A 25001-nucleotide genomic window follows, 5' to 3' on the forward strand; every position below is an offset into this window, starting at 1 on the left:
CTCATGAGAGACGACTGCCCGGGCTTTTTTGTATGGTCCCGGAAACAGAAAGGGTGAAGAAGATGAAATGGGGTTTAGTTATATTTGCAGCCGTATTTGAAGTCGTATGGGTCACCGGGCTGAAACATGCAGATTCAGCTCTGGCGTGGAGCGGCACGGCCGCGGGAATCGTCATCAGCTTTTATTTATTAATAAAGGCAACAAGCAGCCTGCCCGTAGGCACGGTATACGCGGTATTTACAGGGATCGGCACGGCCGGAACGGTGCTTTGTGAAATCATTCTGTTTAAGGAAGAGGTGGCTCCTGTAAAAATCGTGCTGATCGGTGTTTTGCTGATCGGCGTCATTGGCTTAAAACTGGTAACGCAGGATAATCCGGAAACGAAGGAGGAGGGTGAATGATGCATTGGATCAGCTTAATTGCCGCGGGTCTTTTTGAAATGCTCGGTGTCATTCTGATAAATCAATATCAAAAAGAGAAAACGTTCAAGTGGATTCTTTTTATTATCGTTGGCTTCGGGGCTTCTTTTTCCCTTCTTTCTTATGCGATGGAAACGATTGCGATGGGAACGGCATATGCAGTATGGACCGGTATCGGAACGGCCGGCGGCGCTTTGGCCGGTATTCTTTTCTACGGCGAGCAGAAGGATGCAAAGCGTATCTTTTTTATTGCGTTAATTTTATGCGCCGCTGTCGGGCTGAAAATCCTTTCGTAAATTGATTTTTATCAAATCTTCAGTATAATGGATAATTAGTTTACGAATTACAAAGATAAGAGGGATTAAACATGAATTCATATATGACCCAGCGGCTGAAGGAATACCGTGAAGGTAATGAAGAAAAAGGGCGCCTGCTTGTCAGTTGTCCCGACCAGCCGGGAATTGTATCGGCTGTATCTGCATTTTTGTTTGATCACGGCGCAAATATTATTGAATCAAACCAATATACAACAGACCCTGAAGGCGGACGGTTTTTCCTGAGAATCGAATTTGACTGCCGGGGCATTCGTGAGAAAAAAGAGGAATTACAGCAGGCGTTCGCCTCAATCGCTGACACATTCAGCATGACGTGGAGCCTGACTTTGGCAAGCGAACTGAAGCGGGTGGCGATTTTTGTCTCGAAGGAGCTGCATTGCCTTCATGAACTGATATGGGAATGGCAAAGCGGAAATATGATGGCTGAAATTGCGGTCGTCATCAGCAACCATGAGAATGCAAAAGAATTGGTTGAGCCGCTGAATATTCCGTTCCACTATATGAAGGCAAACAAAGACATTAGGGCGGAAGCGGAGCGTCACCAGCTTGAATTGCTGAAGCAATATGACATTGACGTCATTGTTCTGGCCCGCTACATGCAGATTTTGACGCCTGACTTTGTATCGGCCCATCCGAATCGGATTATCAACATCCATCATTCATTCCTGCCTGCTTTTATCGGTGCGAATCCGTATAAACGGGCATACGAGCGGGGAGTCAAATTAATCGGCGCAACCTCTCATTATGTTACGAACGACCTTGATGAAGGCCCGATTATCGAGCAGGATATCGAACGCGTGGATCACAGAGATAACGCCGACGACCTGAAAAATATCGGCAGAACGATTGAGCGCAGCGTATTGGCGAGAGCCGTAAAATGGCACTTGGAAGACCGCGTGATCGTTCACGAAAACAAAACAATCGTATTTAATTAATTGACGGTCCGCCTTTAGGAGGCGGGCTGTTTTTCATGGAAAAAAATATCTTGACAAGATACTTTTTTCTTTGCATAATATAAAAAAATCACTGAGCGTTGAAGAGGATTAGTACGCAGGATTTTCTGTGACAGAGAGCAAAATGGCCCGCTGAAACATTTTGCCGCATGAAACCTGCCGAACCTGCCTTGGAGTCTTGAGGGGAAAACTCAAGCGCGATACCTGGCGTTACAGGAAAGCGGAACGCGTGAAAAACGCGTTCAATCAAGGTGGTACCACGGAAAGCCCATTTCGTCCTTATATGAAGGATGAAATGGGCTTTTTTTATGAAAAGTCGGTTTGGATTGATTGCCACGGAGGAGAAAACAATGAAAAAGCAAAGAATCGTTGTGAAAATCGGGAGCAGTTCGCTCACCAACAGTAACGGTAGTATTGATGAAGCAAAAATAAAGGAGCATGTTGAAGCCATCGCTTTGTTAAAGCAGGAAGGCCATGAAATGATCCTCATTACGTCCGGCGCCGTAGCTGCGGGCTTTTCTGCCCTCGGCTACCCGTCGCGCCCCGTTACGATTAAAGGGAAGCAAGCCGCGGCTGCGGTCGGTCAAACACTTTTAATGCAGCAATATATGAGCCAATTAAAAAGGTACGGCCTTACTCCGGCACAAATCCTATTGACGAGAATTGATTTCTCAAAAAGAGAGCGGTATCGAAATGCGTATGCGACGATCATGGAATTATTGGAGCGGGGAGTTGTGCCGATCATTAATGAGAATGATTCCACTTCAGTTGAAGAGCTGACCTTCGGCGATAATGACATGCTGTCAGCGCTTGTGAGCGGATTGATACATGCGGACCAATTGATGATTCTTACTGACATTAACGGGCTTTACGATGCCAATCCGAATGAACATCCGGACGCAAAACGGTTTGATTATTTGGATGAGATTACGCCTGAATTGCTCGGTTACGCCGGCTCGGCCGGGTCAAAGGTCGGCACGGGGGGCATGAAATCAAAACTTCTCGCTGCCCAGACCGCATTGTCCCTCGGGGTTAAGGTGTTTATCGGAACCGGGAGCGGAAGAGAAAAGCTAAGCGCCATTTTAAACGGAAATGGAGACGGCACATATATCGGCGACAAAGAGTTATCCTCAGTGAATAATACGCGGCAATGGATCATGTTTCATTCTCCGATATCCGGGGAAATCATTATTGATGGAGGAGCGGAGCAGGCGATGCTTCATAATGGCAGCAGCCTCCTTCCGGCCGGCGTCGCCGATGTCCGCGGCCATTTCCCGAAAGGGGCCGTGGTGGAAGTCAGAGGGCCCGGCGGCATCATCGGCAAAGGACAGACGCATTACTCATCCGATCAGATTATGAAAGTAAGAGGGAAGCGAAGCGATCAGCTTAATGAGATGAAACAAGTTGAAGTGATTCATAGAGACGACTGGGTGAATTTATTTGACGAGGGGGAAAATACATGAGTGAAGTATTGCAAAAAGCGGCTTTGGCAAAAGAAGCGGCCGCTGAAATGGTCATGAAAACGACGGCTGAAAAAAACGAAGCGCTGCAATTCATTGCAGACGGACTCAGAAACGAACGCCAATTGATTTTAACAGAAAATCAAAAAGATATTGAAGAAGGGAAAAAGAAAGGGCTGACACCTGACATTATCGACAGGCTGACCCTTGATGAGAAACGCCTTCTCGACATAGCGGACGCGGTGGAATTATTAATCGGGCTTAAAGACCCCGTCGGCGAATCATTGGAAACCATTCAAAAAGAGAACGGCTTATCCATCGAAAAAATCCGCGTGCCGCTCGGAGTCGTAGGCATGATTTATGAAGCCAGACCTAACGTAACCGTCGATGCGGCCACACTTTGCTTAAAAACAGGAAACGCGGTTGTGCTGCGGGGGAGTTCGTCAGCTATCCACAGCAACAAGGCGCTTGTCAGTGTGATGAAACGGGCGCTCGGGCTTTCAAAGCTTCCGATCGATGCGATTCAGCTTATCGAAGATACAAGCAAAGAAACAGCGAAACAGCTTTTTACATTAAATGACGGATTGGATGTATTAATCCCGCGCGGCGGCAAAAATCTGATTGATCTGGTGGTCAGAGAATCAACGGTGCCCGTGTTAGAAACCGGAGCGGGGAACTGCCACGTATACATAGATGAATCAGCAGATCCAAAAATGGCAAGTGAGGTCGTGATCAACGCCAAAACACAGAGGCCATCCGTTTGTAATGCGATTGAATCTCTTTTGATTCATGAAAACTGGGCGAAAGAGCACGGTTTAGAGCTATTGGACCAGCTTGTAAAAGCAGGAGTGGAGCTTCGGGGAGATCACGTCATATGCGAATTGCAGTCGGAAGCGAAACAAGCCGAAGAGGCCGATTGGGGAGCGGAGTATCTGGCGCCGATTCTCAGTGTGAAAACAGTGCCGGACGTCCGGGAGGCAGTCCGCCATATCCAGCAATACGGCACAAACCATTCAGAAGCCATTCTGACTGAAAATAACGAAAACGCGGCCTATTTCCAGACGGCCGTCGATGCTGCCGCTGTATATCACAATGCATCTACCCGATTTACAGACGGCTTTGAATTCGGATACGGAGCCGAAATCGGCATCAGCACGCAAAAACTCCATGCGAGAGGACCGATGGGGCTGCCTGCGTTAACTTCAACAAAGATCATCATAAAAGGAAACGGACAAATCCGTGTGTAACCGTTTAAAGCTTATCCCTCTTAAGGGGTAAGCTTTTTTTCATCATACGGAAAGATTGACGGCTCTATTTTAATTGTGAACAATTTAATGGTATAAAATATATTAGGGGTGAATCTTATGACAAAACCATTATTTACTGCAACAGTATCAGCCGCCGGCGGAAGAGAAGGAAAAGTAATGTCATCTGACGGAGTGCTGAATCTTGATGTCGCAATGCCGGGAACGCCGCGTGCGAAACAGCTGGAACATGCCACAAACCCTGAACAGCTGTTTGCTGCCGGATATTCGGCCTGCTTTGACAGTGCCCTTCAGCTTGTAGCCAGAAAAGAGCGCCTGAAGATTGAAACAGAAGTCACAGCCCGCGTAAGTTTATTAAAAGATGAAGCGGATCAAGGCTATAAACTCGGCGTCACCCTGGAGGTCAAAGCATCCGGTATTGATAAAGAGGATCTGGAAACACCTATCCAAAAAGCCCACGGTGTCTGCCCATATTCAAAAGCGACAGCCGGGAATATCGAAGTGAAGCTTCAAGCAGCAGAATAAAAAAATGAGGATGCCTGACGGAGGGCATCCTCATTTTATGCGGTGCAATGTTTTCAGCAGCTCATAAAGGGAGCACTTTAACTGCTTTAATTCCTCTTCAGAACGTCCCGTCTGCTCCAGCATAACAACGGGAATATCTGCCGCAGTTGCTTGTAAAGCTCGTCCTTCATCCGTCAGCCGGATGGTGACGGAGCGTTCATCCTCTGCCGATCTTTTTCTCATAATGATTCCGCGCTGCTCCATCCGCTTGAGCATGGGAGTGAGGGTTCCGGAATCCAAATACAGGAGCTCACCCATCCGTTTTACATTCAGCTCCTCATGTTCCCATAATAAAAGCAGGGCCAAATATTGCGGATAGGTCACATTCAGCTTATCAAGAAGGGGTTTATACCTTTTCGTCATTTCCCTTGAGCTTGCATACAGCAAAAAACAAAGCTGATTCTCCAGTTTCATATGTTCGAATTCTTTTTCTGCCATGATTTCACCAACTCTTTGTTAACGTTACTCCTATTGTATCCGAAAAATGGCCTATTTCCTATTCCTATCATGTTTAAAAATATATACATGGGTAATATAAACAATAAGTACAATGAGGAGGCTGATAACAAATGGCACTATTTACTTCAAAAGCGACCGCAGTCGGCGGACGGGCAGGACATATCAAATCAGATGACGGCGTGCTTGATTTTAATGTCGTCATGCCGAATGAAAAAAAAGACGGAGATACCGGAACAAACCCTGAACAGCTTTTCGCAGCGGGGTATGCCGCTTGTTTCGGAGGAGCGCTTGAGCTCGCCGCCAAAAAACATAAAATCGACATGAAATCCGAAATCGAAGGACAAGTCAGCCTCATGAAGGATGAAAGCGACGGCGGATTTAAAATCGGTGTAACGCTCGTCATTGACACAAAAGGGCTGGATAAAGAAACAGCACAGAAACTTGTCCAGGCTGCTCACGAGTTCTGCCCATACTCAAAGGCAACAAGGGAAATATCGATGTCAAACTTGAGCTGAAATAAAACTGACAAACATCCCGGATCAGATGTCCGGGATGTTTTTTAATGACGAAAACATCAGTAATGATCTCTTCTCTCGCGGAATAAGAATAATATATAGCTCATACACCATGAGAAACGAGGGAGAAATCGATGTCTCTTCCAAACATACCGAACATCACCCCCGACGTTACACTCACAAGATGTGAAACCCTGAATCTCCTACTTTCATCCGTGGCAATGGAAGAAATCGGACTATCCCATATTTTGCAGGCGGAAGCGGAAAAAATCCAAATATATCTCGACGCTTCCGATGATCCTCCATTCCGGGAATTGTTAGTGTTAAATAGAAGCACAGAACGGCTCTTGCGCACTGTCATGAAATCACAGCTCTTTTTGCAGACAAAGCTGGAGGATATTATCTATTTGCAGGACTCGGAGATCTGTATGGATCCCCATGATCCTGATGACCCGGGCGAACCCGATGATCCCTGTGATCCGGACGATCCGCGGGATCCTGAAGAACCCTGTGATCCAGACGATCCTGAAGACCCGTACTTTCCGAATCCGCCGCCTGATGCTGGTCCGTGCGACGGGCTGTTTTACGGCCGCATTGATTGCTGTGAGTGTGAGGATTGCGGCAGTGAAGAGGACAGAGGGGAGCGTTCATAAAATGAGAGGCGGGTGAAACCAGATGCCGTATCAAGAAATGGAAATGGCCCGCAAGACATCGTTCGAAGCGATGCATTGTCTCACAATCGCTTTGTTAAATATATTAACCATCACAGTCAATAAGAGGGAAAATTCAAACTATAAAGAAGAGATCAGGTTATTTTCCGCATTATGCCGCTGGCAGATGGAAACGGGCGGGCGGCTGTATTTAATGATCAGCATGGAAAGGGAGCAGAAGCATATGTATGAGAGGCACTTTCATGAAATGAAAGCAGTTGCGGCCCGCACGAAAAAATTCATTTCTGAAAGCCCTAGGGAATTTCAGGCGCATCCCATTACGAAACAGGCGATAAGGCTGCTTCAGCAATGGCAGGAACATGAAATAGAAACACCTGCTGCACCCGCCGTCAGATGGGTCCGCCCGACAGTCATCACGATGAACGGAACGCCTGGACGGCCTTGGTTCAATCAACAACTCCAAAAACGAGAAAGGTGAGAAAATGAGCGGAAATCCGGAGCGAAAGCTGACTCTTTGCATGATTGTGAAAAACGAAGAACGCCATATTTCCCGTTGTTTATCAAGTGTACAAGACATCACGGATGATATCGTTATCGTAGAAACGGGGTCACAGGACCATACAAAAGCCATTTGCAGAAGCTTTAATGCCAAAGTGTTTGACTTTGAATGGGAGAATGACTTTTCAAAGGCGAGAAATTATGGCCTGCAGCATGCCGAGGGAGATTGGATTTTAATGTTAGACGCTGACGAGGAGCTCGATCAGGAGACGGGCAGCTTTTTAACCTCGCTGCTGCATGACGAATTGCCAAGCCGCGGCCTCTTAAAAATCGTAAATTATACGGGGAAGCAATTAGACGACAACGAAGCGTTTGAAACCATGCAGCCAAGGCTGTTCAGGAATGGCCAAGGCCTTTATTATCAAGGCAGAATACACGAAATATCACATCAGCCAATGAGGAAGATAACAAAGCTTTTTTTACCCTGCCTTGTGCGGTTCATCACTATGGCTACTTGGAGCAAGAAGAAAAAGTGAAGTAAAAACATAAACGGAACATCAGCATCTTAAATGAAGAGCTTTCGCAGGAAAATCCCGATCCTTGGCTTGTCTATCATTTGGCAAGTGAATGCTATAGAATAAAAGATTATGAAAAAGCGCTGCACCTTGTCAACGGCTCGATTTTTCAGTTTTTAAGTGAAAAACGGATGCCCCCATCTCTCTTATATTATTTAAAATATACGATTTTACTTGAGCTGAAAAGATATGAAGAGGCGGAGCAGGGAATTGATAAAGTGCTGAGGCTGTATCCTGATTACAGTAATATTCACTATTATAAAGGCCTTGTTTTATTCCATCTTAAAAAGTACCGGGCAGCGATAAAAGCATTTGAAAGCGGAACACAGATTCAAGAAGCAAACGCGGGACACCTTATTTTAAAAGGAGCAGCTGATTTCAGGGCTTTTTATTATATCGCAATGTGTCATGCTGAATTAAATCATGAGATGACGGCCATCGCTTACGCCAAAAAATCTGTAAAAGCCAATCCGCAATTCAAACCGGCGCAAGCGCTATTGTCTCAATTAAAAAAGGATCAGCGGACAAACGCCTGCATCTTCCGTCAGGACAAACGGATAATGTTTAAAGCCGCCCCGGCACTGCCTCCGAGCAGCGTCGCTGCACCCAATAATCCGAACAGCTGCAGCTGAATTGTACTTCCGGCAGTCAAGGTAACAATAAAGGAGTTATTAAAGTTTGCCAAAGATGCGACTGGAGCAATAATTGAACTTGTAAATGCTGTGCCGTTAATTAAAACGCGTGAGCTTACAAGTAAGCCGGCTGTTAAATTGATCTGGTAAGAGATATAATATCTCCCTGCCGGTCCGACAGTAAATACAGTGTTTGCAGCATTAACTGTAATATCAGCAGAAAGGTTCTGGTCATTTGGCAAGGAAAGGGTTGTGCCTCCGACAACAACTGCGACGATACCGCCTCCCGTGTTACTTGCAAAAGCAGAAGTTGCGTTTAGAATGGCTCCTGTGATGCCGGTCGGTCCAGTGACCCCTGTGGCTCCTGTGATCCCTGTATCGCCCGTCGGCCCAGCCAGTGTAGGAATATTTGAGATACTGTCCAATTTCGATCCGAGAAGCAGCTCCTGTTTCATTAAGCTGTCAAGCGTATCGCGGACGTTCTCATTCAAGTTGAGAATATCGGCAAGGCTGGATGTCGGTCCCGTTAATCCGGGAAGAGTTCCGAGCGCGTATTGTATTTTTTCCCCTTCTGGGCCATTCCCAGCTCTTCCATAGCGATAGATGAAAGCAGAAGATTAATGGTATCGTCTCTTGAAAGTGTAACGACAGGAGTGATATTAGGCAAATTAGGCTGTGACACAATGTCCCTCCTTATAAATTAATATGGGATCACTCAAGTTTCGTAGAGTTAAAAAGGATACCGATCAAGCAAAAAAAATCAGTACTGTATAAGTATATTCATTTGTTCTGTCCATGTTTCTGGATTTATTACCTTAATTAACCGATTTTACATTTTGAAAAACCTGCCGTTTCAGCAGTTTTCTAGAGTCAATATACTTTTTTTCGGCAAACGATTTCCAAGCGGTAACAGGAGCTGAATGTTCAGAAAGGCTCACTTGATAAAAAGGATCATTCATTCTGATGTCTGTTTTTCTATTTCATCGTATATAAAAGAGTCATCAAAGCCTGCATCAGCGGCTGAAGGCATAATAAACCGCATTGGACCTTGCCAAATAAATAGTGCCTAAACACATAGGGCAAGGTTCGCAGCTCGTGTAAATCACACAATCGTCAAGCTGATAAGAGACAAGCGCCCTGCATGCATTTCGGATCGCCGTAACTCATCTAAATGAGTTTTTTTATCATAAGAGCCCTATCTTCTTTCCAAAATTAAATAGTTTTGTTAAAGTATAATTTGCTATTGCCACTACACAGCACTGTTCCTACCTAAAGAGAAACAAACACAAAAACAGTTTTTATCGTGATTATAATTCTGTTATGTTATAGGAATCTTATTATCAAGCAAAAATGCTCTTGTATAAATTGATACAGAATGTCCCACTAGTTCCTAATGGTACGCTAATAATTGTAAGAGAAGCAGGGTTATTTACTGATACAGAAATGGAATTTCCCGGTGTTGCAACTATTGGGAATATAGTGCCGGAAGTGTCAATAACTTCTGCGCTGATAGTACCAGCAGGGCCCGCATTAAAAATTTCAAATGTTCCCTGAAAGTAATCATTCACAGCAGGAGCTACCCATGCTACAAAGCTAGTAGTTCCTGAGACTGGAAGAGGTCCTGTTAAGTTCCCACAAATTTTTTCTTGAAACACTACTCTATTGGGACAGCAACAACAATCCAAATTAGATCCTTGAGACCCACACATTATACATTTCTCCTTTATATAATTTTTATCCAAATACTCTTTTATATAGTGTGATACACCATTTTCCAGTTGATCCAGTAGATACAATGCCCAAGACAGTCGGATTATTAACCGATATGGTTTGACTATTTCCGGCAGGAACGGTAAAATTCGGACCGCCATTTTGGACGGCAAAAGCTACCGGATTTGGCCCAGCATTAAAAACCTCAAAAGTACCTTGAATATAGTCATTCACTGCAGGTGCCGTCCAAACCACTTGATCTATATCTCCAAAATTCCCGCAGAGTTCTTCTTGGAAAATCATTGCATTTGGGCAACAGCAACAGCCGTTTCCTTTACTACCGCACATATACTTCACTCCTGATGATAAGATTTTTATTTATACTTTTATATTTAATGCAGTCTGTATTTATTTGTACATGTTAAGCGCTGAATTTTAAATAAATGGGCTCTCTTTTTCCTTGCCTAATTTTAATTGGACAACTTCTCAACACAAAATTATAGACATACGCATATGGTATAAAAGCCGAAATATATGAAAGGGGTTATAAAGTCAGTGAGTTGCAATCACAATTCCACCCAGTGTATTTGTAAAACGTTAAAAGAAATAGCCAAAGCTCAATCCCTCACAAATGAGGTGCATCAGATACATTGTCAGAATCTTAATTCACCATTGGAGATGGGGGCTAATTTTAATACCATTCCAATTATGCTTATATGCCAGAGTACTTGTGACTTTTTTATTGGTTCTGGTGTTTTTGAGTCTAACGAAGCTTTCGAATGTTTTAAAACACCGGTATTTCGTGTTTCGAAAGTCATAGAAGAGCATGATGATCAATGCTGTGTAGAATTAGAGCTATTACAACCTCATTGTGAGACATGGAGTAATCCTTCTTACCACGATCATGATGTCTGTAGCTTTTTTTCAGGAAAAAAGGTTAAAAAATTTATAAGAACAGGAATTTGTCTAAGGGTCGATGTAAGTTGTTTCTGTGGCATCGAATGTCTTCCGGCAGTAAAAGCTCACCATGAAAAACCTGTATCACCCCCTCCTCATAAAAAGGTTAAGATTTTTCAAGAGGAGATTTGCGGTAACTTTGGCCCCGGAACACAGACCGTATGGGAAGCAATATCGGTTGATAATATACAAGGAACATTTCAAATTTTTAACTCTGCACAAAGCACTTCATCAGTAGAGGGTTTTGTTGAAGCAAGTAAACCTATAATCTTCCCAACTGTCCCACCCGGTTCAACCATTACCAGGTCGACAACTTTCCCCACCTCATTTACCATTAATGCCCCTAAAGGAACGAACGGAAAATATTGCATCATTTTAACAAAATTAATTCCGGTGAATCCTCATCATATGGGTTGTGAGTAAATGGAGAAAAAAATAATTAAATAGGTTTTTAGCTAATAGAGAAAGTTTCCTTTTTTCACTATTAGCTTTTTATTTGGATGTCCTGTTTAAAAAAAGATTTTTTCATGGTAAATCACAGGCTGTTACTTTAATAATGCTAAGTTTTTTCTTATTAAAGACTGAAAATAATATTAGGGGACCGTATATAGACAAGGACCTTTAGACATAATAGTTAAATTAGATTAGGATTCGTCTAGTAAACTGACAATTTCTAGAGAAATAATAAAGTTTTTATTCAAATATCCTTTTATATAATGTGATACACCATTTTCCAGTTGATCCGTTATACACTTCGCCAAAAATAGTTTGAACTGCGAAGCGTGTCGGATTATTAAATGATACAGCTATACTGTTTTCTGGTGGAACATGAAAAAGGTTAAGAACACCATTGGAAGTGACAGAGAAGTCTACTGTCCCTGGTCCAGCATTAAATACCTCAAAAGTGCCTTGAATATAGTCATTCACTGTTGGTGCTGTCCACACTGCTGCATCAATTGCTCCAAAATTCCCACAAAGTTCTTCTTGGAAAATCATTGCATTTGGGCAACAGCAACAGTCGTTTCCTTTACTACCGCACATATACTTCACTCCTGATAATAAGATTTTTATTTATACTTTTATATTTAATGCAGCCTTTATATATTTGTACATGTTAAGCGCTGAATTTTAAATAAACAGGCTCTCTTTTTTCTTGCCTAATTTTAATTGGACAAATTTTCTCCCCATACAAAATTAAAGAGATACGCCTATGGTAAGAGTTAATTGCCATTAGGGATATTGAAAAGGTGAAAGTAATTAGAAAGATCTCTCATTTCCCCTTAAAAAAAGCAAGAAATTGACGTGACCATTCTGACATAGTTAAAATGATCATATCAATTTCTTGCAAATAAGCTTACTAACACAAGTTAGAGAAGTTAAGCACCCCACATGTGTAATGGAAACAAATTTTCTTGTAATCTTGTCATTAATCTTAGCCCCAAAACCTCATCTACTTATGATACGGATCGCCGTAACTTCAGCATGAGCGGTCGGATCGTTGCTTGTCGTCACATTATTTTGGCCTTCGGCGATAATAGTGCCATTCTTAACGATAACCGCGCCAAACGGACCCCCTGCGCCTCGATTGACTCCCTCAACAGCAAGTGTGACAGCCCGTTTTAAAAATTGAGTATGATGATTCATCTAAGCTCCCCCCAGTTGGTCGAATGCTTTAAGTATAGCTGAATATGAAAATGAAAAACATTTACAAATTAATAAAAAAAACAGCGGAAATTTAGATCGTTTATTAAAATAGAAGACAGAAAAGGGGGAGAAGCATGCTTTATTTATATATCGTCAGACACGGGCAAACCGTTTGGAACACGGAAAAAAGAATGCAGGGCTTACAAGATTCAAAGGTGACCGAAAAAGGCCTCCGTCATGCAAGGGCGCTTGGGGAAAGAGTAAAAGATATTGATTTTGAGAGAATTTATATAAGCACGAGCAAACGGACGGAGGACACGGCAAAAGCGATAGCGGGAACACGCGATATTCCGATCGTGAAAGACGCTCTATTTTGCGAAATGGCGCTTGGTGAATGGGAAGGAAAAAAACAAGAGGAGATTGAAAAAGCGGAACAGGAACGGCTGCATGCCTATTTTCATCAGCCTGCCGCATATGAGCCTGCGGCAGGGGAAAGCTTTGCCGAGCTTGAAACGAGAGCCAAGGAGGCGCTTCACATGTTAATCAGGCGCCATTCATCCGGACATATCCTTGTCGTCTCTCATTCTGTCTTTATCCTAATGCTTTTGAACATTGTGAAACAGCGGGAGCTTACCGAGCTTTGGAATTCTTCCTATATTCATGATACATCTCTGACTGTACTGGCAGTTGATGAAAACGGGAATATCACCATTGAGAAAGAAGGAGACGGCTCACACCGCGATATGATCGCTTCATTATAATAGAAAAAACCATCCGCGGAAAACGGATGGTTTTTTTCGTTTATACGAGCTGAGCCTGCTTCTTTCTTGCCTGCTTCGCTGCTTCGACCATATTTTTTAAAGCTGCAACGGTTTCTTCCTGCTGTCTTGTTTTAAGCCCGCAGTCCGGGTTCACCCAGAATCGGTCAGTCGGGCATACCGCAAGCGCGTCATCGATAATTTGATAGATTTCTTCAGTAGCCGGAACACGCGGACTGTGAATGTCATAAACGCCGAGTCCGAGGCCTTTTACGTAAGGATGCTCTTTCAAATATTCTAAAAATCCTCCGTGGCTTCTGCTGTGTTCAATCGTGATCACATCTGCGTCAAGGTCGTTAATCGTATCAACGATATCTTCAAAGTTGCTGTAACACATATGTGTATGAATTTGCGTCTCATTTTTCACAGAAGATGTTGTTAATCTGAATGCTTCTGCGGCCCATGTTAAATACTCATCCCAATCCTGTGTTTTTAACGGCAGCCCTTCGCGAAGCGCTGGTTCATCCACTTGGATAATCTGAATACCGGCATCCTCAAGCGCTTTTACCTCTTTTCTGAGAGCAAGGCCGATTTGGAAGGCGATTTCTTTTCTTGAAATATCCGCGCGCGGGAATGACCAGTTTAAAATGGTAACAGGGCCCGTCAGCATGCCTTTCATATGCTTTTCTGTCAGCGATTGGGCGTAAACCGTATCCTTTACCGTCATCGGTTCGATAAATTCGACATCTCCGAAAATGACCGGAGGACGCACGCAGCGTGAACCGTAAGACTGTACCCAAGCATATTTTGTAAAGGCGAAACCGGCGAGTTTTTCACCGAAATATTCAACCATGTCCGTCCGTTCGAACTCTCCGTGAACGAGCACGTCGAGGCCGATTTCTTCCTGGATGTCAATCCAGCGTTTTGTTTCTGCATTAATAAATGCTTGGTACTGTTCATCAGTCCATTCTTTTTTCCGCCATTTTTGACGTGCGCTGCGCACTTCAGCAGACTGCGGGAAGCTCCCGATCGTCGTTGTCGGCAGAAGGGGAAGGCCGAGCGAATCATTTTGAAGCGTGAGACGATCTTCAAACGGCACAGGACGGGAAAAATCTTGTTCTGTCAATTGATCAAGCTCTTCTTTTTGATCGGAGTTTGCTCCTGTTGCGAAAGCCTTCAAAGTATCCAGAGCGGCTTTGGATTGCTCAATCTGTTCGCTGATCGCGGCTTTTCCCGACAGAAGCCCTTCCTTCAAGACGCCCAGTTCAGCTAATTTTTCTGTTGCGTACGACAGTCCGTTCAGCAAATCCTTTTCCAGATGCTCATCAGGATGTTTTGCTACCGGGACGTGCAGCAGGCTGCTGGAAGGCTGAATCCACAGCTCTTCAATATCTGCGTGGCTCAGAATGTCAAGAACCGCATCAAGGCGTTCCTCAGCATCGATCTTCCAAATGTTGCGTCCGTCGATCACACCTGCTGCCAGCACTTTATCTTTCGGGAAGCCGTGCGTTTTCAGCTGCTCAAGGTTTCTGCCTTTATCATGCACGAAATCAAGCCCGATGCCTTGTACCGGATAAGAAATCAGCTCTTCGTAAGCATCAACGGAGTCAAAATACGTTTGTAAAAGAACATTCAAGCCTGACAGCTCTTTTGTGATCCCTTCATAGAGTTCTTTTGCGGAACGGACATCCTCAGAAGAAGCTGTCACGAGCGCAGGCTCATCAATTTGAACCCATTTGACGCCTTCTGCTTCAAGCTCTTTCAAAAGCTGGACGTAAAGAGGGACGAGGCGTTTTTGAATGGCTTTCGCTTCTGATTCTTCATAACCTTTGGCAAGCGTGACAAAGGTGTACGGACCGACGATGACAGGTTTTGTTTCCGCTCCGAATTCTTCTTTGATCCGGCGGTAATCGTCAAGCTGCTTGTTTCTTGTTAAGCGGAATTCGAGGCTTTCGTCATATTCAGGAACGATGTAATGGTAGTTGGTATTAAACCATTTTGTCATTTCACTTGAAACGGCATCTTTTACGCCGCGGGCAATGGCGAAATATGTATCAACGGGATCGGTAATGCTGCGAAATCTTTCCGGAATCCAGTTAAAGCTGACGGCTGTATCGAGCACATGGTCATAATGGGTGAAATCTGACACCGGCACAATATCGATATTTTGATCAAGCTGTGTTTTGACCGCGGATAAAAATAATCCGTCAAGCTCCTTAAGAAACGTTTCTTTGTCGGTATTTCCTTTCCAATACGCTTCAAGCGCTTTTTTCCATTCTCTGTTCAAGCCGATTCTCGGAAAGCCCAGATTCGAAGTTTTAATTGTTGTCATTATGTCTCCTCCTTTAAGTGAGATGTAACATAAAAAGCCTCTTTCTCATGAGAGAAAGAGGCTTTAACATCAAAAGTCAGCCTCTCTTATCTCTCAGATCACGTCTGATGGAATTAGCACCGTGCCTTAAGAGACAATTTTGTCTCGGCGCAAATATCACGCGCCCCATCTCACAATGGTATTACGGTCGGTTGCTGTTGGGGTCAAAAGGCCAATCCCTCGCCCAACTCTCGATAAGAGAAAGTATTTGAATTTTTTTGAAAAGTTACATCATTTGTTGGTAATCTTAACAGCTTATGAAGAACACTGTCAATAGAAAATCTCATATTTTAAAAACTGAATATCTGACAAATGAAGATAACATGATATGAAAAACATATTATAGAGACAGCAGCTGTGACTGTTCGGCTTTTTCCATCAGCACGTCCGGCGCATCTAAATAAAGAAATCCGTTCCCCGCTAATGTTTTGGCAATATCAAGCGGAAGTGTCCGGCGCACAAGCTGGGCATAAACCTCAGCTTCGGACAGGGTTCGCTGAAATGAATCCTGCTCAAGCCCTTTAATCAAGGCGAGCGCTCCGCTCACATGCGGGGCGGCCATTGAAGTGCCCGTCAGCTTTCCGTATTTATGATTAGGGAGGGTGGAGAGAATATTTTCTCCGGGAGCGACAAGGTCAATTTCTTTATTTGCGTTTGAAAATTCAGAAGATTTACGAGCTACAGAAACCGATCCGACTGCAATGACTTCGTTGTAAGCAGCGGGGTAGGAAAGCTCTTCTGTCCGCGCGTCTCCGTCACCTTCATTTCCTGCTGCGCAGACGACCAGCACGCCGTTTTTTACGGCATTTGTGACGGCTTCTTTCAGCTCGGGCACGTCGCTCGGCCCGCCGAGTGACATGGAAATAATATCAGCCTTTTGTTCAACCGCATAATTGATGCCGTTAATAATCCATTCATACTTTCCGCTGCCGTTTTTACCGCCGAGTACCTTGACGATTAACAGGCTTGCCTCTGGCGCAACCCCGGAAATTCCGCCGTTTGAATCATTGGCGGCAATCGTTCCGGAAACATGGGTGCCGTGTCCGTTATAATCCGAAATCGCATCCTCTTTGCCTCCGTCATCATCGGTAAAGTTTTTACCGCCGATAATCCGATCTTTTAAATCGGGATGAGTTGTATCGCAGCCTGTATCAAGAACCGCGATTTTAATATCTTTGCCTTTAAACCCTTTTGCCCACAATTCTGGCGCCTTAATCACTTTAATACCCTCAGGAAGCTCGTTCACATCCATGATCTGCTCATTCGTGACATACGGGATCAAGCGCATTTCACCATTCATAAAAAAGCCCTCCTTTTTTATGTTTGCAAGTGGATACAAGGGTGTTGCTACTATTTTATGGCAGAAAGCGCCGTTCGGAAAGAGTCATTTGAAGCATTTTGACAAAACAGGCGCAATCCATTGCACTAATTATTTTCAAATAAATGGATGGATTAACAGCTTTCACTGTGAATCGGCACTCACTGACGCTATAATTGGAAATGGGAAAGGAGAAGAGGTATGAAACTTAATGAAGCATTATACGAATATTTTTCAGGACAGGTTGACCAAATTGCGAAAGATTGGATTGACACAATGGAAGACTCAGACCCCAATTCGATCTATTCTTTGACAAATCCGGTTATGACAGAAGAACTGATTGAGCAGGATAAAGAATTTTACCGGCATATTAATAACATGTATATCAAACCGGAAAAAGAATTTCTGGAAGAGTTCGAACGGTGGGTGATCGAGCTTGCGAAGGATCAGAAGCATTTAGACACACCCGTTCAATATGTGGTTCGCGAATTTATGAGAAACCGGACGCTGTACAAAAGCTATTATGATGCGTTTGCCGATTCTCACGAGTCTTCGTTTGCACAGGGAGAAAGGAAGAAATGGGAGGATTTAATCGTTCAAGTATTTGATTTTACTATCTATACGTTTGTTGATCATGCCGAACATAATTCGAAAATGCAGCTGAACGCACAGCGGGAAATGATATTAGAATTAAGCTCGCCGGTCATCACACTCAGCAAACGCACGGCCCTTTTGCCCCTTGTCGGCGATATCGACACTGAGCGGGCTAAATTTATTTTGGAAAACACGTTAAGCACCTGTGCAGACAGGCTTGTCGAGCATTTGTTAATCGACTTGTCGGGCGTGGTGGTCGTGGATACGATGGTGGCGCACCAAATCTTTAAATTGATTGAGGCGCTTAATTTGATCGGAGTCAAATCGACCTTATCCGGAATCAGGCCGGAAATCGCCCAAACGGCCGTTCAGCTCGGCATTAATTTTTCCAATATCACAATTAAGTCAAACTTGGCTCAAGCGCTTAATTATAATCTGTAACAGAAGCGTACATAACAAAAACAGGCTGCCGAATCGTCTCCGGCAGCCTGTTTTTATAAAAAGAATAAAGAGACAGCATAACTGGCGCTAAATAATAAAAGGACGAGCAGGAAAAAGAACCAGTCGCCGCCGCGCATGGTCACGCTCCTGTAATACGTGCGGTTTCGGCTGCCTGTGAAACCTTTTGATTCCATTGCAATGGCCGTGCGTTCCGCTTTCCGGATTGCGCCTGCCAAAAGCGGAATGGTATAGCGCGTAAAGGCGGACAGCTTGCCCTTCAGACCGGATGCAGTCACAGCGCCTCTGATTCTGTGCGCCTGCCGGATGATCCGGATTTCGTCTTTCAGAAGAGGAAGAAATCGAAATCCGGCGATAATGCCGTACGCAAGCTTCGGCGGCAGCTTACACTGCTGAATGAGACTCAGCATAAACAGAATCGGATCGGTTGTGAAAATAAACATCATCGACAAAGCAGAAAAACATAAAATGCGAAAGCCGATCGAAACGCCGAGCGCCGCGTTGTCACTGTTTACGGAAATAGGCCCCAGCCGGAACAGCAGGTTGCCGGCGGTTGTCGGGACATTTCCGAAAACCGCCGCTGTCCATAAGCAGCCGAAGGCGAGAATGAAAAACGGTATCGTGAACAGAAGCCATTTTTTCAGCGGAATCCGGCCTGCCGTTATAACACCTGCCACGATGATGATGTAAAACAAAGCGGGTGTGTATGGATTATAAATAAACGACAGCATCACGACACAGCAAAGGACAGCCGCCGCTTTTACCGTCGGGTTAACAGTTTGCAGCCGGTGATTCATGTCTCTGCCTCCCATCCTGCTTCATCCATTCATACTTCAGCGGCAAAGCCAGTTTTGCCTGGTCAACGAGTCCGTGACGTTCCGAAAACAGTAAGTCTGGAGACCCATAATAAACCAGGTTCGTATCATGAAGCACCAGAATGCTATCAGCATATTCGGAGACAAGCTCCATATCGTGTGTCACCATAAGAACCGCCGTTCCTTCTGACTGAATCTCTTGAAGCATTTGCATACATTCACGCGCCGTTTTTGCGTCCTGGCCGAATGTCGGCTCATCAAGCAGCAGTATTTTTACATCGTGCATCAGCATTGTCGCGACGCTGAGCCTGCGTTTTTGTCCTTGGCTTAACGAAAACGGATGATGCGAGACATAGCGCCGGAGGCCGAACCGAGCTAACAGCTGAAGAGCTTTCTCCTTCACTGCCTCCTGACGTTCAAAGCCGAATAACAGTTCATCCATGACTGTGTCAGTGACAAACTGATGCTCAGGATTTTGAAATACAAATCCCATATGGCGCCGCAGCTCTTTTTCAGAATAGGAATCAATCGGTCTTCCGTCTATTTTAATTTGCCCGCCCTCTGGCCGGTTCAGCCGGGCCAGCACTGATAGAAGCGTGGACTTTCCTGTGCCGTTAGGCCCGGCAATCGCAGTGATTGAGCCATTTTTGACGGAAAAGCTCAGATCCTGAAAAATCGTTTCCGCTCCTCTTTTAAATGATAGATGATGAACGCTGAGCGCATCTTCTGCAGAAGGCTCGATCCCGCCGTTATTCGAAAGGGGAGGGAACGGTTCGTTAAAAAGGTTTTCTTTGCACAAAGTAAAAGGAATATGAAGATGTTTCTGCAAAGAAATGACGTGCGGAATGGGTATTCCGAGCCGTGTCAGCTCATCAAGCTGAAATTGAAAGATGTCTTTTGTCGGCCCGTCCATCACTTTCCGCCCCGATTCGTCAAGCACAATCGTTCTATCCATCCACGGTACCCAATGATCGAGTTGGTGTTCAATAACGAGAAGGCCGAACCCTTTTTTCTCTTGGAGCTCTCTGATCAGCTGTACGAATTCACGCGCGGAATAAGGATCAAGCTGAGCCGTCGGTTCATCCAAAATAATAAGATCAGGCCCCATCGCGATAATACAAGCGAGTGCGACTTTTTGCTTTAACCCGCCTGACAGGCCTGAAATCGTTCGCTTCTTTAGATGGGGAATTTCGAATTTTTCCAGCACATCATCAATGATCCTGTCCATGTCTTCTTTTGCATATTGCAGATTTTCCAGCCCGAAGGCGATTTCATCCTCAACCGTCAGCATGCAAAATTGCTGATCCGGATCTTGAAACACCGCGCCGATTGATTTGGCGGCAGGCTCTGACAGGTCAGAAAGGGGTTTCCCGTATAAGGCAACACAGCCTGTTTGGAACGCGTCGCACGCTTCCGGATAAAGGCCGTTTAAGCAAAGGGCAAGCGAGCTTTTGCCGCATCCGCTCGGACCGAGCAATAAGGCCCGTTCGCCTTTTTGCAGCTGAAATGACACGTTTTGAAAAATCGGTTTTTCATCCTCTTCATAAGAAAATGTCAGACCGTCAACCGTGAGAAGCGGATCAGATGCCTGCATTTTGGGTCACCTGTTTCTTTTTCTTCTTGAATTCCTTTCCGAGCGCCATTCCGTTCAGCACGCCTGTGTAGGCAAGTGAGTCGCTGATCACCTTTCCGAGAAGCCCAGCAAGAATCGCACCGGAAGCAAGACGGATGATAAACATAACCGCCAACAAACCCGGATTCAAAACAGAGTAGCCGGAAACAAATAAATCATAAATAAAACTTGTCACAGAAGAACCCATCCCCGCCAACAGCAAAACAGGCAGAGAATAGGCCCGCCATCGTGTGGCTAAAAAGACGGCTTCCGCTCCCAATCCCTGCGCAATTCCTATCAGAATGACCATCGGGCCTGACGGATTTCCGAGAAGGCACTCCACAAATGCGGCAATGATTTCAGAAATAAGCGCCGCTCCCGGTTTTTGAATGATGTATGCGGCAATAACCGATACGATAAACCAAATGCCATAAATCGGTTCATAGCTCATCCGGCCGAAAAAACCGGCCGCTATATTGCTTGCGTGAGTAGATAATAAATAAATGACAGCGAATACAACACTGATCACTGACATGACTACAATTTCTCTCATTTTCCAGTTCTTCATTTTTAATCTCCTGCTTTCTTGTCTATTGGATTTTCGGCTGCTGTTAAATGCTGCTTCGTCACAGGAAATGGCCATTCGGCTTCATCATTTTCGTTTCCCTCCCGTTATTAAATGAAAATAAAAAACTGCATATCCAAGGGAATATGCAGCAACAGAACGAAAACGCATAAAAAATAAACCGCGCTTCGGTCAATCTGCACTTCCCCACGCTGGTATTATCCAGATCGGGTTATAAGGGATCAAAACACGCCGCAGCATGTTTTATCTCAGCCATTACAGCACCCCTAGTGCGTTTCCTATACAGTTTTTTATGATGACATCATCATAGTTCATCAATTCTGATTTGTAAACAGCTTTTCCCGGTTGAAGAGAGGAATCGGACCGGACTATCATTCATAAAGATAGGAAGAGTGTTTATCGCGCCGCCTTTTTTATAAAAAGGAAATGGAGGACTCCTATGTTTGTTCATACAGTGCAGTCTGGCGACACATTATTTTCAATAAGCAGGAGATACGGACTCCCTGTTGACCGGATCAGGAGCGTCAACGGGCTTGAGGAAACGAATATTGTTCCGGGGCAAGCACTGCTTATTCCTCTTTATGAATATACGGTTCAGCCGAATGATACGTATGCCGTCATCGCGGTCAAGTCTTATGTTTCGCAAATGCAGCTGATGCAGGCCAATCCCTCGATTTTGCCAAACCGTTTACAGACGGGAATGAAGGTGAGGATACCTGACATCTCGAACTACCTTGCCGGCACTCTGCAATTTTATGTCATTCGGACACCTGAAGCAGACAGAGCGTTAATCAACGATTATGCACCTTATTCATCTGCGATCTCGCTGTTTGAATATCATTTTGGACCGAATGGGGACATTCTGAATGACTTAAATGACAAAACAGCGATTGAAACCACGTGGAAAAACAGAGTGCGGCCGCTTGCCGTCATTACGAATCTGACAGGCGGGGGGTTCAGTTCTGACCTTGCCCATCAAGTGCTGCAAAATCCGTCAGCCCGGACGAACCTCGTCAACAATATCTCGTGTATTTGACGACTAGAAAAGGGTATGGCGGTGTAAACATTGATTTTGAACGGATCAGTGAAGCGGATCGTGATCTGTTCACAGGCTTTCTCCGTGAGTTGAAAAATCGGCTTTCACAGCATCAGCTTGCATTAACCATATCGGTTCCGGCTAAAACAAGTGAAGAGGTGCCTTGGCTCCGAGGATGTGATGACGGCGGAATCGGGGCTGTCGTCGATTATATGTTTATTATGGCGTACGATTGGCACCATGCCGGCAGTGAGCCGGGCGCTGTGGCACCCTTGACCGAAGTCAGGGAGACGATTAACTTTGCCATCAGCAGGCTGCCGAGAAGAAAAGTGATTCTCGGTGTTCCGCTGTATGGTTATGATTGGCTGATTCCGTATAAACCCGGCACGATCGGAACCGCTATATCCAATCAGCGCGCCATTGAAACCGCTATGAAGCACCAGTCGGCGATACACTATTCAGAGCAAGACCGCTCGCCGTATTTCCGGTACACAGATGAACAGGGAAGAACCCATAAAGTGTGGTTCGAAGACGTAAGAAGCATGAGTGAAAAAATGGTTCTCGTGCGGGAATTCGGCCTCCAGGCCATCGGAGCGTGGCAATTGACGCTCGGCTTCAATCCGGGGCCTTGGCTCTTGCGGAAATTTTTCACGATCCGAAAAATATAGCTGCGTGGACCCGCCCTCCGGCGGGTGTTTTTTCTTCCTATGATAACAGGCATTCTTTTGGACAATCTAATGTGAAAAGGAGGTCTGTACATGAAAAAAAGAGAAGAGCAGTACATTAATCAGGCTGAATACGTTCCCCATCCGACAAAAGAAGGGGAATACGCGTTAATGCTGCATGAATCGTATCATTTGCTCTCAGAAGAAGATGAAAGCGATTTGCCGGAATAAGGGCTTCAGCCTTTATTCCGTTTATTTTGTCACCGATAGCTGAAATAACGCATTTTATGGTTGACACATCCCTTTTTTTTCTGTAATCTCAGTGTGTCAATTCAAATAGGAACTTCGTTAGGTGAGGCTCCTGTATGGAGATACGCTGCTGCCCAAAAATGTCCAAAGACGCCAATGGGTCAACAGGAATCATCGACATAAGGTGATTTTTAACGCAGCTGGATGGTCATCCTATGCCATACAGTGCTAAAGCTCTACGATTGAAGGCCCTGCACGTTTATTTGCCGTGCTTCTTTTCGCCTTCAATCAGAAGGTTTTTTTTATGCCTCAAAATGTACATGACTGAGCATGATAAGGAGGTGCGGAGTATGGATTCTCCCCATTCGAGTATGTCAGAAGAAGTACCCATATACAGCCAGATAACAAGTGATGACATGATGAGGAGACAGTCCGCCGCACTTTCTTTGACAGACGGCGCGTCTCCGTAAAAGGAGGTACGAGTCCCGATGGTTCAAAACATGACCTATGACGAACTCATATTACGCATTATTATTTTATTGCGGGATGGAAAAATAAAAGAATTCCGCAGCATGATAGATGAACTTCAGCCTTATGATATGGCGTTTTTATTTAAAGAAATGCCGGAAAAACACCGGGCCCGCTACCTGTCGTACATGACGGTTGATGATATCACCGACATGATCGGAGAATTAGAGCGGGAATTCCAGCTTGCCGTTTTACATAAAGTCGGTAAAACGAAAGCGACCCTCGCGATGAACAAAATGGATAACGATGATCTCGCCGCATTGCTGGAAGAGATGGATGAAGAACTGAAAGAACAGCTGCTGTCCAGCATGGAGGCCGAGGAATCAAAGGCCGTTCAGCTTCTGATGAACTATCCGCAGGAATCAGCCGGCCGTATGATGACGAACCGCTTCGTCTGGATTCCGCAGCATTATACAGTAAAAGATGCGGTCGTCAAGCTGAAAAGCTTCGCGGAAATCGCCGAATCGATAAACTATTTATACGTCATTAATGACAGCAAACAGCTTGTCGGGGTTCTTTCCTACAGGGATTTAATTCTCGGAGATCCGGAAGATAAAGTGCAGGATCTCATGTTTACGCGTGTCATTTCAGCGGGAGTGCTTCAAGATCAGGAAGAAGTCGCCCGGCTTATTCAGCGGTATGATTTTTTAGCCATTCCCATCGTTGAAGAAAACAATGTGCTTGTCGGCATTGTCACAGTCGATGATATTATCGACGTCGTCATTAAAGAGGCCGATGAAGATTATGAAAAATTCGCCGCATCGGGTAAAGCGATCACCTTTGATACGAAAGCTTATGTAGCGGCATACCGCAGATTGCCGTGGCTGATTTTGCTTTTGTTTATCGGATTGATTTCCGGCAGCATTCTGAATTATTTTGAAGATACATTGCAAAAAGTAGTCGCCTTGGCATTCTTCATGCCGATGATTGCGGGAACGACCGGAAACACCGGTACACAGTCCCTCGCTGTGGTCATCAGAGGTTTGGCTAAAGAAGAAATGAATAAAAAAACCATCTTTAAGCTGATTTTTCGTGAATTGAGAGCCGGTATCTATATCGGAATCGTCTGCTCGATAGCGATTACGATCGTCGCGTCCGTCTGGCAGAAGGACTTAACACTCGGTTTTGTCGTCGGTTCGTCTCTGCTCGCGACATTAATTATCGGAACGATGGCGGGAACGATTGTCCCTATTATTCTTCATAAACTGAACATTGATCCGGCGATTGCTTCCGGGCCGCTGATTACGACGCTTAACGATATTTTGTCCTTATTAATTTATTTCGGAATCGCAACGGCATTTCTTCATGCACTATAAAAAAAGTCCGTCTCTATTGGGGACTGACCCCATAGAG

The 25001-nt window shown here is 44.8% G+C and carries 22 protein-coding genes, 6 pseudogenes, 3 riboswitches and 1 other annotated feature; of the genes and pseudogenes, 16 read left to right on the plus strand and 12 right to left on the minus strand.

The window, feature by feature from the left end; genetic code table 11:
- The first annotated feature begins 62 nt into the window (after positions 1-62).
- The 6 genes from AXI59_RS10800 to AXI59_RS10825 all read left to right on the plus strand — a co-directional run bounded on the left by AXI59_RS10800 (position 63) and on the right by AXI59_RS10825 (position 4957).
- Positions 63-401 (plus strand): DMT family transporter, encoded by a 339-nt coding sequence (locus AXI59_RS10800; protein WP_061528184.1) that lies wholly within the window; start codon positions 63-65, stop codon positions 399-401.
- Entirely contained in the window at positions 398-715 is a 318-nt protein-coding gene (locus AXI59_RS10805) for a DMT family transporter (protein WP_156476264.1), read from the plus strand. Before AXI59_RS10800 ends, AXI59_RS10805 begins: the two co-directional genes overlap by 4 nt.
- A 71-nt stretch (positions 716-786) precedes the next feature.
- Positions 787-1689, plus strand: coding sequence for a formyltetrahydrofolate deformylase (purU, locus tag AXI59_RS10810; protein WP_061523492.1), 903 nt, complete (start codon positions 787-789; stop codon positions 1687-1689).
- An 89-nt stretch (positions 1690-1778) separates the two neighbouring features.
- Positions 1779-1991 (plus strand) — a binding site (T-box leader).
- Between the two features lie 66 nt (positions 1992-2057).
- Positions 2058-3170 carry a glutamate 5-kinase gene (gene proB, locus AXI59_RS10815; protein WP_061523493.1) on the plus strand — a complete coding sequence of 371 codons (1113 nt, stop codon included), beginning with the start codon at positions 2058-2060 and terminating at the stop codon, positions 3168-3170.
- Positions 3167-4414, plus strand: a complete 1248-nt coding sequence (gene proA / locus AXI59_RS10820) for a glutamate-5-semialdehyde dehydrogenase (RefSeq protein ID WP_061528185.1) — start codon at positions 3167-3169, stop codon at positions 4412-4414. The genes proB and proA overlap by 4 nt, the downstream gene beginning before the upstream one ends.
- Positions 4415-4531: 117 nt before the next feature.
- Complete coding sequence (locus AXI59_RS10825) at positions 4532-4957, plus strand: organic hydroperoxide resistance protein (protein ID WP_061528186.1); 426 nt, start codon at positions 4532-4534, stop codon at positions 4955-4957.
- 30 nt (positions 4958-4987) lie between these two features.
- Here the strand turns inward: AXI59_RS10825 and AXI59_RS10830 are convergent, their stop codons facing one another.
- Entirely contained in the window at positions 4988-5434 is a 447-nt protein-coding gene (locus AXI59_RS10830) for a MarR family winged helix-turn-helix transcriptional regulator (RefSeq protein ID WP_061528187.1), read from the minus strand.
- Between the two features lie 131 nt (positions 5435-5565).
- Between AXI59_RS10830 and ohrB the strand changes: the two are divergent.
- From ohrB to AXI59_RS10850, 4 genes and pseudogenes are all read left to right on the plus strand, one after another.
- A pseudogene (ohrB, locus tag AXI59_RS10835) lies at positions 5566-5975 on the plus strand (organic hydroperoxide resistance protein OhrB).
- A 129-nt stretch (positions 5976-6104) separates the two neighbouring features.
- Positions 6105-6623: an alpha-helical endospore appendage domain-containing protein gene (locus tag AXI59_RS10840; RefSeq protein ID WP_061528188.1), complete on the plus strand. Its 519-nt coding sequence runs from the start codon at positions 6105-6107 to the stop codon at positions 6621-6623.
- Between the two features lie 22 nt (positions 6624-6645).
- Positions 6646-7119 (plus strand): hypothetical protein, encoded by a 474-nt coding sequence (locus AXI59_RS10845; RefSeq protein ID WP_061528189.1) that lies wholly within the window; start codon positions 6646-6648, stop codon positions 7117-7119.
- Between the two features lie 4 nt (positions 7120-7123).
- Positions 7124-8247 (plus strand): annotated as a pseudogene (locus tag AXI59_RS10850) (glycosyltransferase); the annotation flags it as partial.
- An 11-nt stretch (positions 8248-8258) separates the two neighbouring features.
- Here AXI59_RS10850 and AXI59_RS20630 read toward each other — a convergent pair.
- The 4 genes and pseudogenes from AXI59_RS20630 to AXI59_RS10865 form a co-directional block, all read right to left on the minus strand.
- A pseudogene (locus tag AXI59_RS20630) lies at positions 8259-9028 on the minus strand (BclA C-terminal domain-containing protein).
- Positions 9029-9161: 133 nt separating this feature from the next.
- A pseudogene (locus tag AXI59_RS20160) lies at positions 9162-9509 on the minus strand (deaminase); the annotation flags it as partial.
- A 177-nt stretch (positions 9510-9686) separates the two neighbouring features.
- Positions 9687-10055: an S-Ena type endospore appendage gene (locus AXI59_RS20730; protein WP_061523500.1), complete on the minus strand. Its 369-nt coding sequence runs from the start codon at positions 10053-10055 to the stop codon at positions 9687-9689.
- A 25-nt stretch (positions 10056-10080) separates the two neighbouring features.
- Entirely contained in the window at positions 10081-10404 is a 324-nt protein-coding gene (locus AXI59_RS10865; protein ID WP_061523501.1) for an S-Ena type endospore appendage, read from the minus strand.
- Positions 10405-10611: 207 nt separating this feature from the next.
- Here AXI59_RS10865 and AXI59_RS10870 point away from each other — a divergent pair, with 207 nt between their 5' ends.
- Positions 10612-11436 (plus strand): CotY/CotZ family spore coat protein, encoded by an 825-nt coding sequence (locus tag AXI59_RS10870; RefSeq protein ID WP_061523502.1) that lies wholly within the window; start codon positions 10612-10614, stop codon positions 11434-11436.
- Between the two features lie 270 nt (positions 11437-11706).
- Here AXI59_RS10870 and AXI59_RS10875 read toward each other — a convergent pair whose 3' ends face one another.
- Positions 11707-12054 carry an S-Ena type endospore appendage gene (locus AXI59_RS10875; protein ID WP_061528190.1) on the minus strand — a complete coding sequence of 116 codons (348 nt, stop codon included), beginning with the start codon at positions 12052-12054 and terminating at the stop codon, positions 11707-11709.
- Between the two features lie 420 nt (positions 12055-12474).
- Positions 12475-12657, minus strand: a pseudogene (gene guaD / locus AXI59_RS10880) (guanine deaminase); the annotation flags it as partial.
- A gap of 134 nt (positions 12658-12791) precedes the next feature.
- Here guaD and AXI59_RS10885 point away from each other — a divergent pair.
- Positions 12792-13418, plus strand: a complete 627-nt coding sequence (locus tag AXI59_RS10885; RefSeq protein ID WP_061523504.1) for a histidine phosphatase family protein — start codon at positions 12792-12794, stop codon at positions 13416-13418.
- Between the two features lie 40 nt (positions 13419-13458).
- On the opposite strand, the gene metE is transcribed toward AXI59_RS10885, so the two are convergent.
- Both metE and AXI59_RS10895 read right to left on the minus strand, forming a co-directional pair.
- Positions 13459-15747 (minus strand): 5-methyltetrahydropteroyltriglutamate--homocysteine S-methyltransferase, encoded by a 2289-nt coding sequence (gene metE, locus AXI59_RS10890; RefSeq protein ID WP_061528191.1) that lies wholly within the window; start codon positions 15745-15747, stop codon positions 13459-13461.
- 83 nt (positions 15748-15830) lie between these two features.
- Positions 15831-15987: riboswitch (SAM riboswitch) on the minus strand.
- 139 nt (positions 15988-16126) lie between these two features.
- Complete coding sequence (locus AXI59_RS10895; protein ID WP_061523506.1) at positions 16127-17086, minus strand: S8 family peptidase; 960 nt, start codon at positions 17084-17086, stop codon at positions 16127-16129.
- A gap of 219 nt (positions 17087-17305) precedes the next feature.
- Here AXI59_RS10895 and AXI59_RS10905 point away from each other — a divergent pair, with 219 nt between their 5' ends.
- Entirely contained in the window at positions 17306-18139 is an 834-nt protein-coding gene (locus AXI59_RS10905) for an STAS domain-containing protein (protein ID WP_061523508.1), read from the plus strand.
- Positions 18140-18192: 53 nt separating this feature from the next.
- Here AXI59_RS10905 and AXI59_RS10910 read toward each other — a convergent pair whose 3' ends face one another.
- From AXI59_RS10910 to AXI59_RS10920, 3 genes are read right to left on the minus strand one after another with little or no spacing between them, the layout of a single operon-like run.
- A complete protein-coding gene (locus tag AXI59_RS10910; protein ID WP_061528192.1) occupies positions 18193-18954 on the minus strand; it encodes an energy-coupling factor transporter transmembrane component T family protein in 762 nt (253 codons plus the stop codon).
- Positions 18929-20566 carry an ABC transporter ATP-binding protein gene (locus tag AXI59_RS10915; protein WP_061528193.1) on the minus strand — a complete coding sequence of 546 codons (1638 nt, stop codon included), beginning with the start codon at positions 20564-20566 and terminating at the stop codon, positions 18929-18931. The genes AXI59_RS10910 and AXI59_RS10915 overlap by 26 nt, the downstream gene beginning before the upstream one ends.
- Positions 20553-21152, minus strand: a complete 600-nt coding sequence (locus tag AXI59_RS10920) for an ECF transporter S component (RefSeq protein WP_061523511.1) — start codon at positions 21150-21152, stop codon at positions 20553-20555. The genes AXI59_RS10915 and AXI59_RS10920 overlap by 14 nt, the downstream gene beginning before the upstream one ends.
- A gap of 184 nt (positions 21153-21336) precedes the next feature.
- Positions 21337-21448: riboswitch (TPP riboswitch) on the minus strand.
- 161 nt (positions 21449-21609) lie between these two features.
- On the opposite strand from AXI59_RS10920, the pseudogene AXI59_RS10925 reads away from it, so the two are divergent.
- The 3 genes and pseudogenes from AXI59_RS10925 to mgtE all read left to right on the plus strand — a co-directional run bounded on the left by AXI59_RS10925 (position 21610) and on the right by mgtE (position 24964).
- A pseudogene (locus tag AXI59_RS10925) lies at positions 21610-22874 on the plus strand (glycosyl hydrolase family 18 protein).
- A 90-nt stretch (positions 22875-22964) separates the two neighbouring features.
- Positions 22965-23102 carry a transcriptional regulator SplA domain-containing protein gene (locus AXI59_RS19770; RefSeq protein WP_156476266.1) on the plus strand — a complete coding sequence of 46 codons (138 nt, stop codon included), beginning with the start codon at positions 22965-22967 and terminating at the stop codon, positions 23100-23102.
- A 106-nt stretch (positions 23103-23208) separates the two neighbouring features.
- Positions 23209-23374: riboswitch (M-box (ykoK) riboswitch) on the plus strand.
- 234 nt (positions 23375-23608) lie between these two features.
- Positions 23609-24964, plus strand: a complete 1356-nt coding sequence (gene mgtE, locus AXI59_RS10930) for a magnesium transporter (protein ID WP_013352007.1) — start codon at positions 23609-23611, stop codon at positions 24962-24964.
- Positions 24965-25001: the final 37 nt, after the last annotated feature.

It is taken from the genome of Bacillus nakamurai, from assembly GCF_001584325.1.
Taxonomy (GTDB): Bacteria; Bacillota; Bacilli; order Bacillales; family Bacillaceae; genus Bacillus; species Bacillus nakamurai.

What these genes read in the sequence shown, in the direction of transcription:
- proA (WP_061528185.1), top strand. Translation starts at nt 3,167, where the DNA reads ATGAGTGAAGTATTGCAAAAAGCGGCTTTGGCAAAAGAAGCGGCCGCT.
- AXI59_RS10875 (WP_061528190.1), bottom strand. Translation starts at nt 12,054, where the DNA reads ATGTGCGGTAGTAAAGGAAACGACTGTTGCTGTTGCCCAAATGCAATG.
- AXI59_RS10805 (WP_156476264.1), top strand. Translation starts at nt 398, where the DNA reads ATGATGCATTGGATCAGCTTAATTGCCGCGGGTCTTTTTGAAATGCTC.
- mgtE (WP_013352007.1), top strand. Translation starts at nt 23,609, where the DNA reads ATGGTTCAAAACATGACCTATGACGAACTCATATTACGCATTATTATT.
- AXI59_RS10905 (WP_061523508.1), top strand. Translation starts at nt 17,306, where the DNA reads ATGAAACTTAATGAAGCATTATACGAATATTTTTCAGGACAGGTTGAC.
- AXI59_RS10845 (WP_061528189.1), top strand. Translation starts at nt 6,646, where the DNA reads ATGCCGTATCAAGAAATGGAAATGGCCCGCAAGACATCGTTCGAAGCG.
- AXI59_RS10840 (WP_061528188.1), top strand. Translation starts at nt 6,105, where the DNA reads ATGTCTCTTCCAAACATACCGAACATCACCCCCGACGTTACACTCACA.
- AXI59_RS10915 (WP_061528193.1), bottom strand. Translation starts at nt 20,566, where the DNA reads ATGCAGGCATCTGATCCGCTTCTCACGGTTGACGGTCTGACATTTTCT.
- AXI59_RS10885 (WP_061523504.1), top strand. Translation starts at nt 12,792, where the DNA reads ATGCTTTATTTATATATCGTCAGACACGGGCAAACCGTTTGGAACACG.
- AXI59_RS19770 (WP_156476266.1), top strand. Translation starts at nt 22,965, where the DNA reads ATGAAAAAAAGAGAAGAGCAGTACATTAATCAGGCTGAATACGTTCCC.
- AXI59_RS10800 (WP_061528184.1), top strand. Translation starts at nt 63, where the DNA reads ATGAAATGGGGTTTAGTTATATTTGCAGCCGTATTTGAAGTCGTATGG.
- AXI59_RS20730 (WP_061523500.1), bottom strand. Translation starts at nt 10,055, where the DNA reads ATGTGTGGGTCTCAAGGATCTAATTTGGATTGTTGTTGCTGTCCCAAT.
- AXI59_RS10910 (WP_061528192.1), bottom strand. Translation starts at nt 18,954, where the DNA reads ATGAATCACCGGCTGCAAACTGTTAACCCGACGGTAAAAGCGGCGGCT.
- purU (WP_061523492.1), top strand. Translation starts at nt 787, where the DNA reads ATGAATTCATATATGACCCAGCGGCTGAAGGAATACCGTGAAGGTAAT.
- AXI59_RS10830 (WP_061528187.1), bottom strand. Translation starts at nt 5,434, where the DNA reads ATGGCAGAAAAAGAATTCGAACATATGAAACTGGAGAATCAGCTTTGT.
- AXI59_RS10825 (WP_061528186.1), top strand. Translation starts at nt 4,532, where the DNA reads ATGACAAAACCATTATTTACTGCAACAGTATCAGCCGCCGGCGGAAGA.
- proB (WP_061523493.1), top strand. Translation starts at nt 2,058, where the DNA reads ATGAAAAAGCAAAGAATCGTTGTGAAAATCGGGAGCAGTTCGCTCACC.
- metE (WP_061528191.1), bottom strand. Translation starts at nt 15,747, where the DNA reads ATGACAACAATTAAAACTTCGAATCTGGGCTTTCCGAGAATCGGCTTG.
- AXI59_RS10920 (WP_061523511.1), bottom strand. Translation starts at nt 21,152, where the DNA reads ATGAAGAACTGGAAAATGAGAGAAATTGTAGTCATGTCAGTGATCAGT.
- AXI59_RS10895 (WP_061523506.1), bottom strand. Translation starts at nt 17,086, where the DNA reads ATGAATGGTGAAATGCGCTTGATCCCGTATGTCACGAATGAGCAGATC.
- AXI59_RS10865 (WP_061523501.1), bottom strand. Translation starts at nt 10,404, where the DNA reads ATGTGCGGTAGTAAAGGAAACGGCTGTTGCTGTTGCCCAAATGCAATG.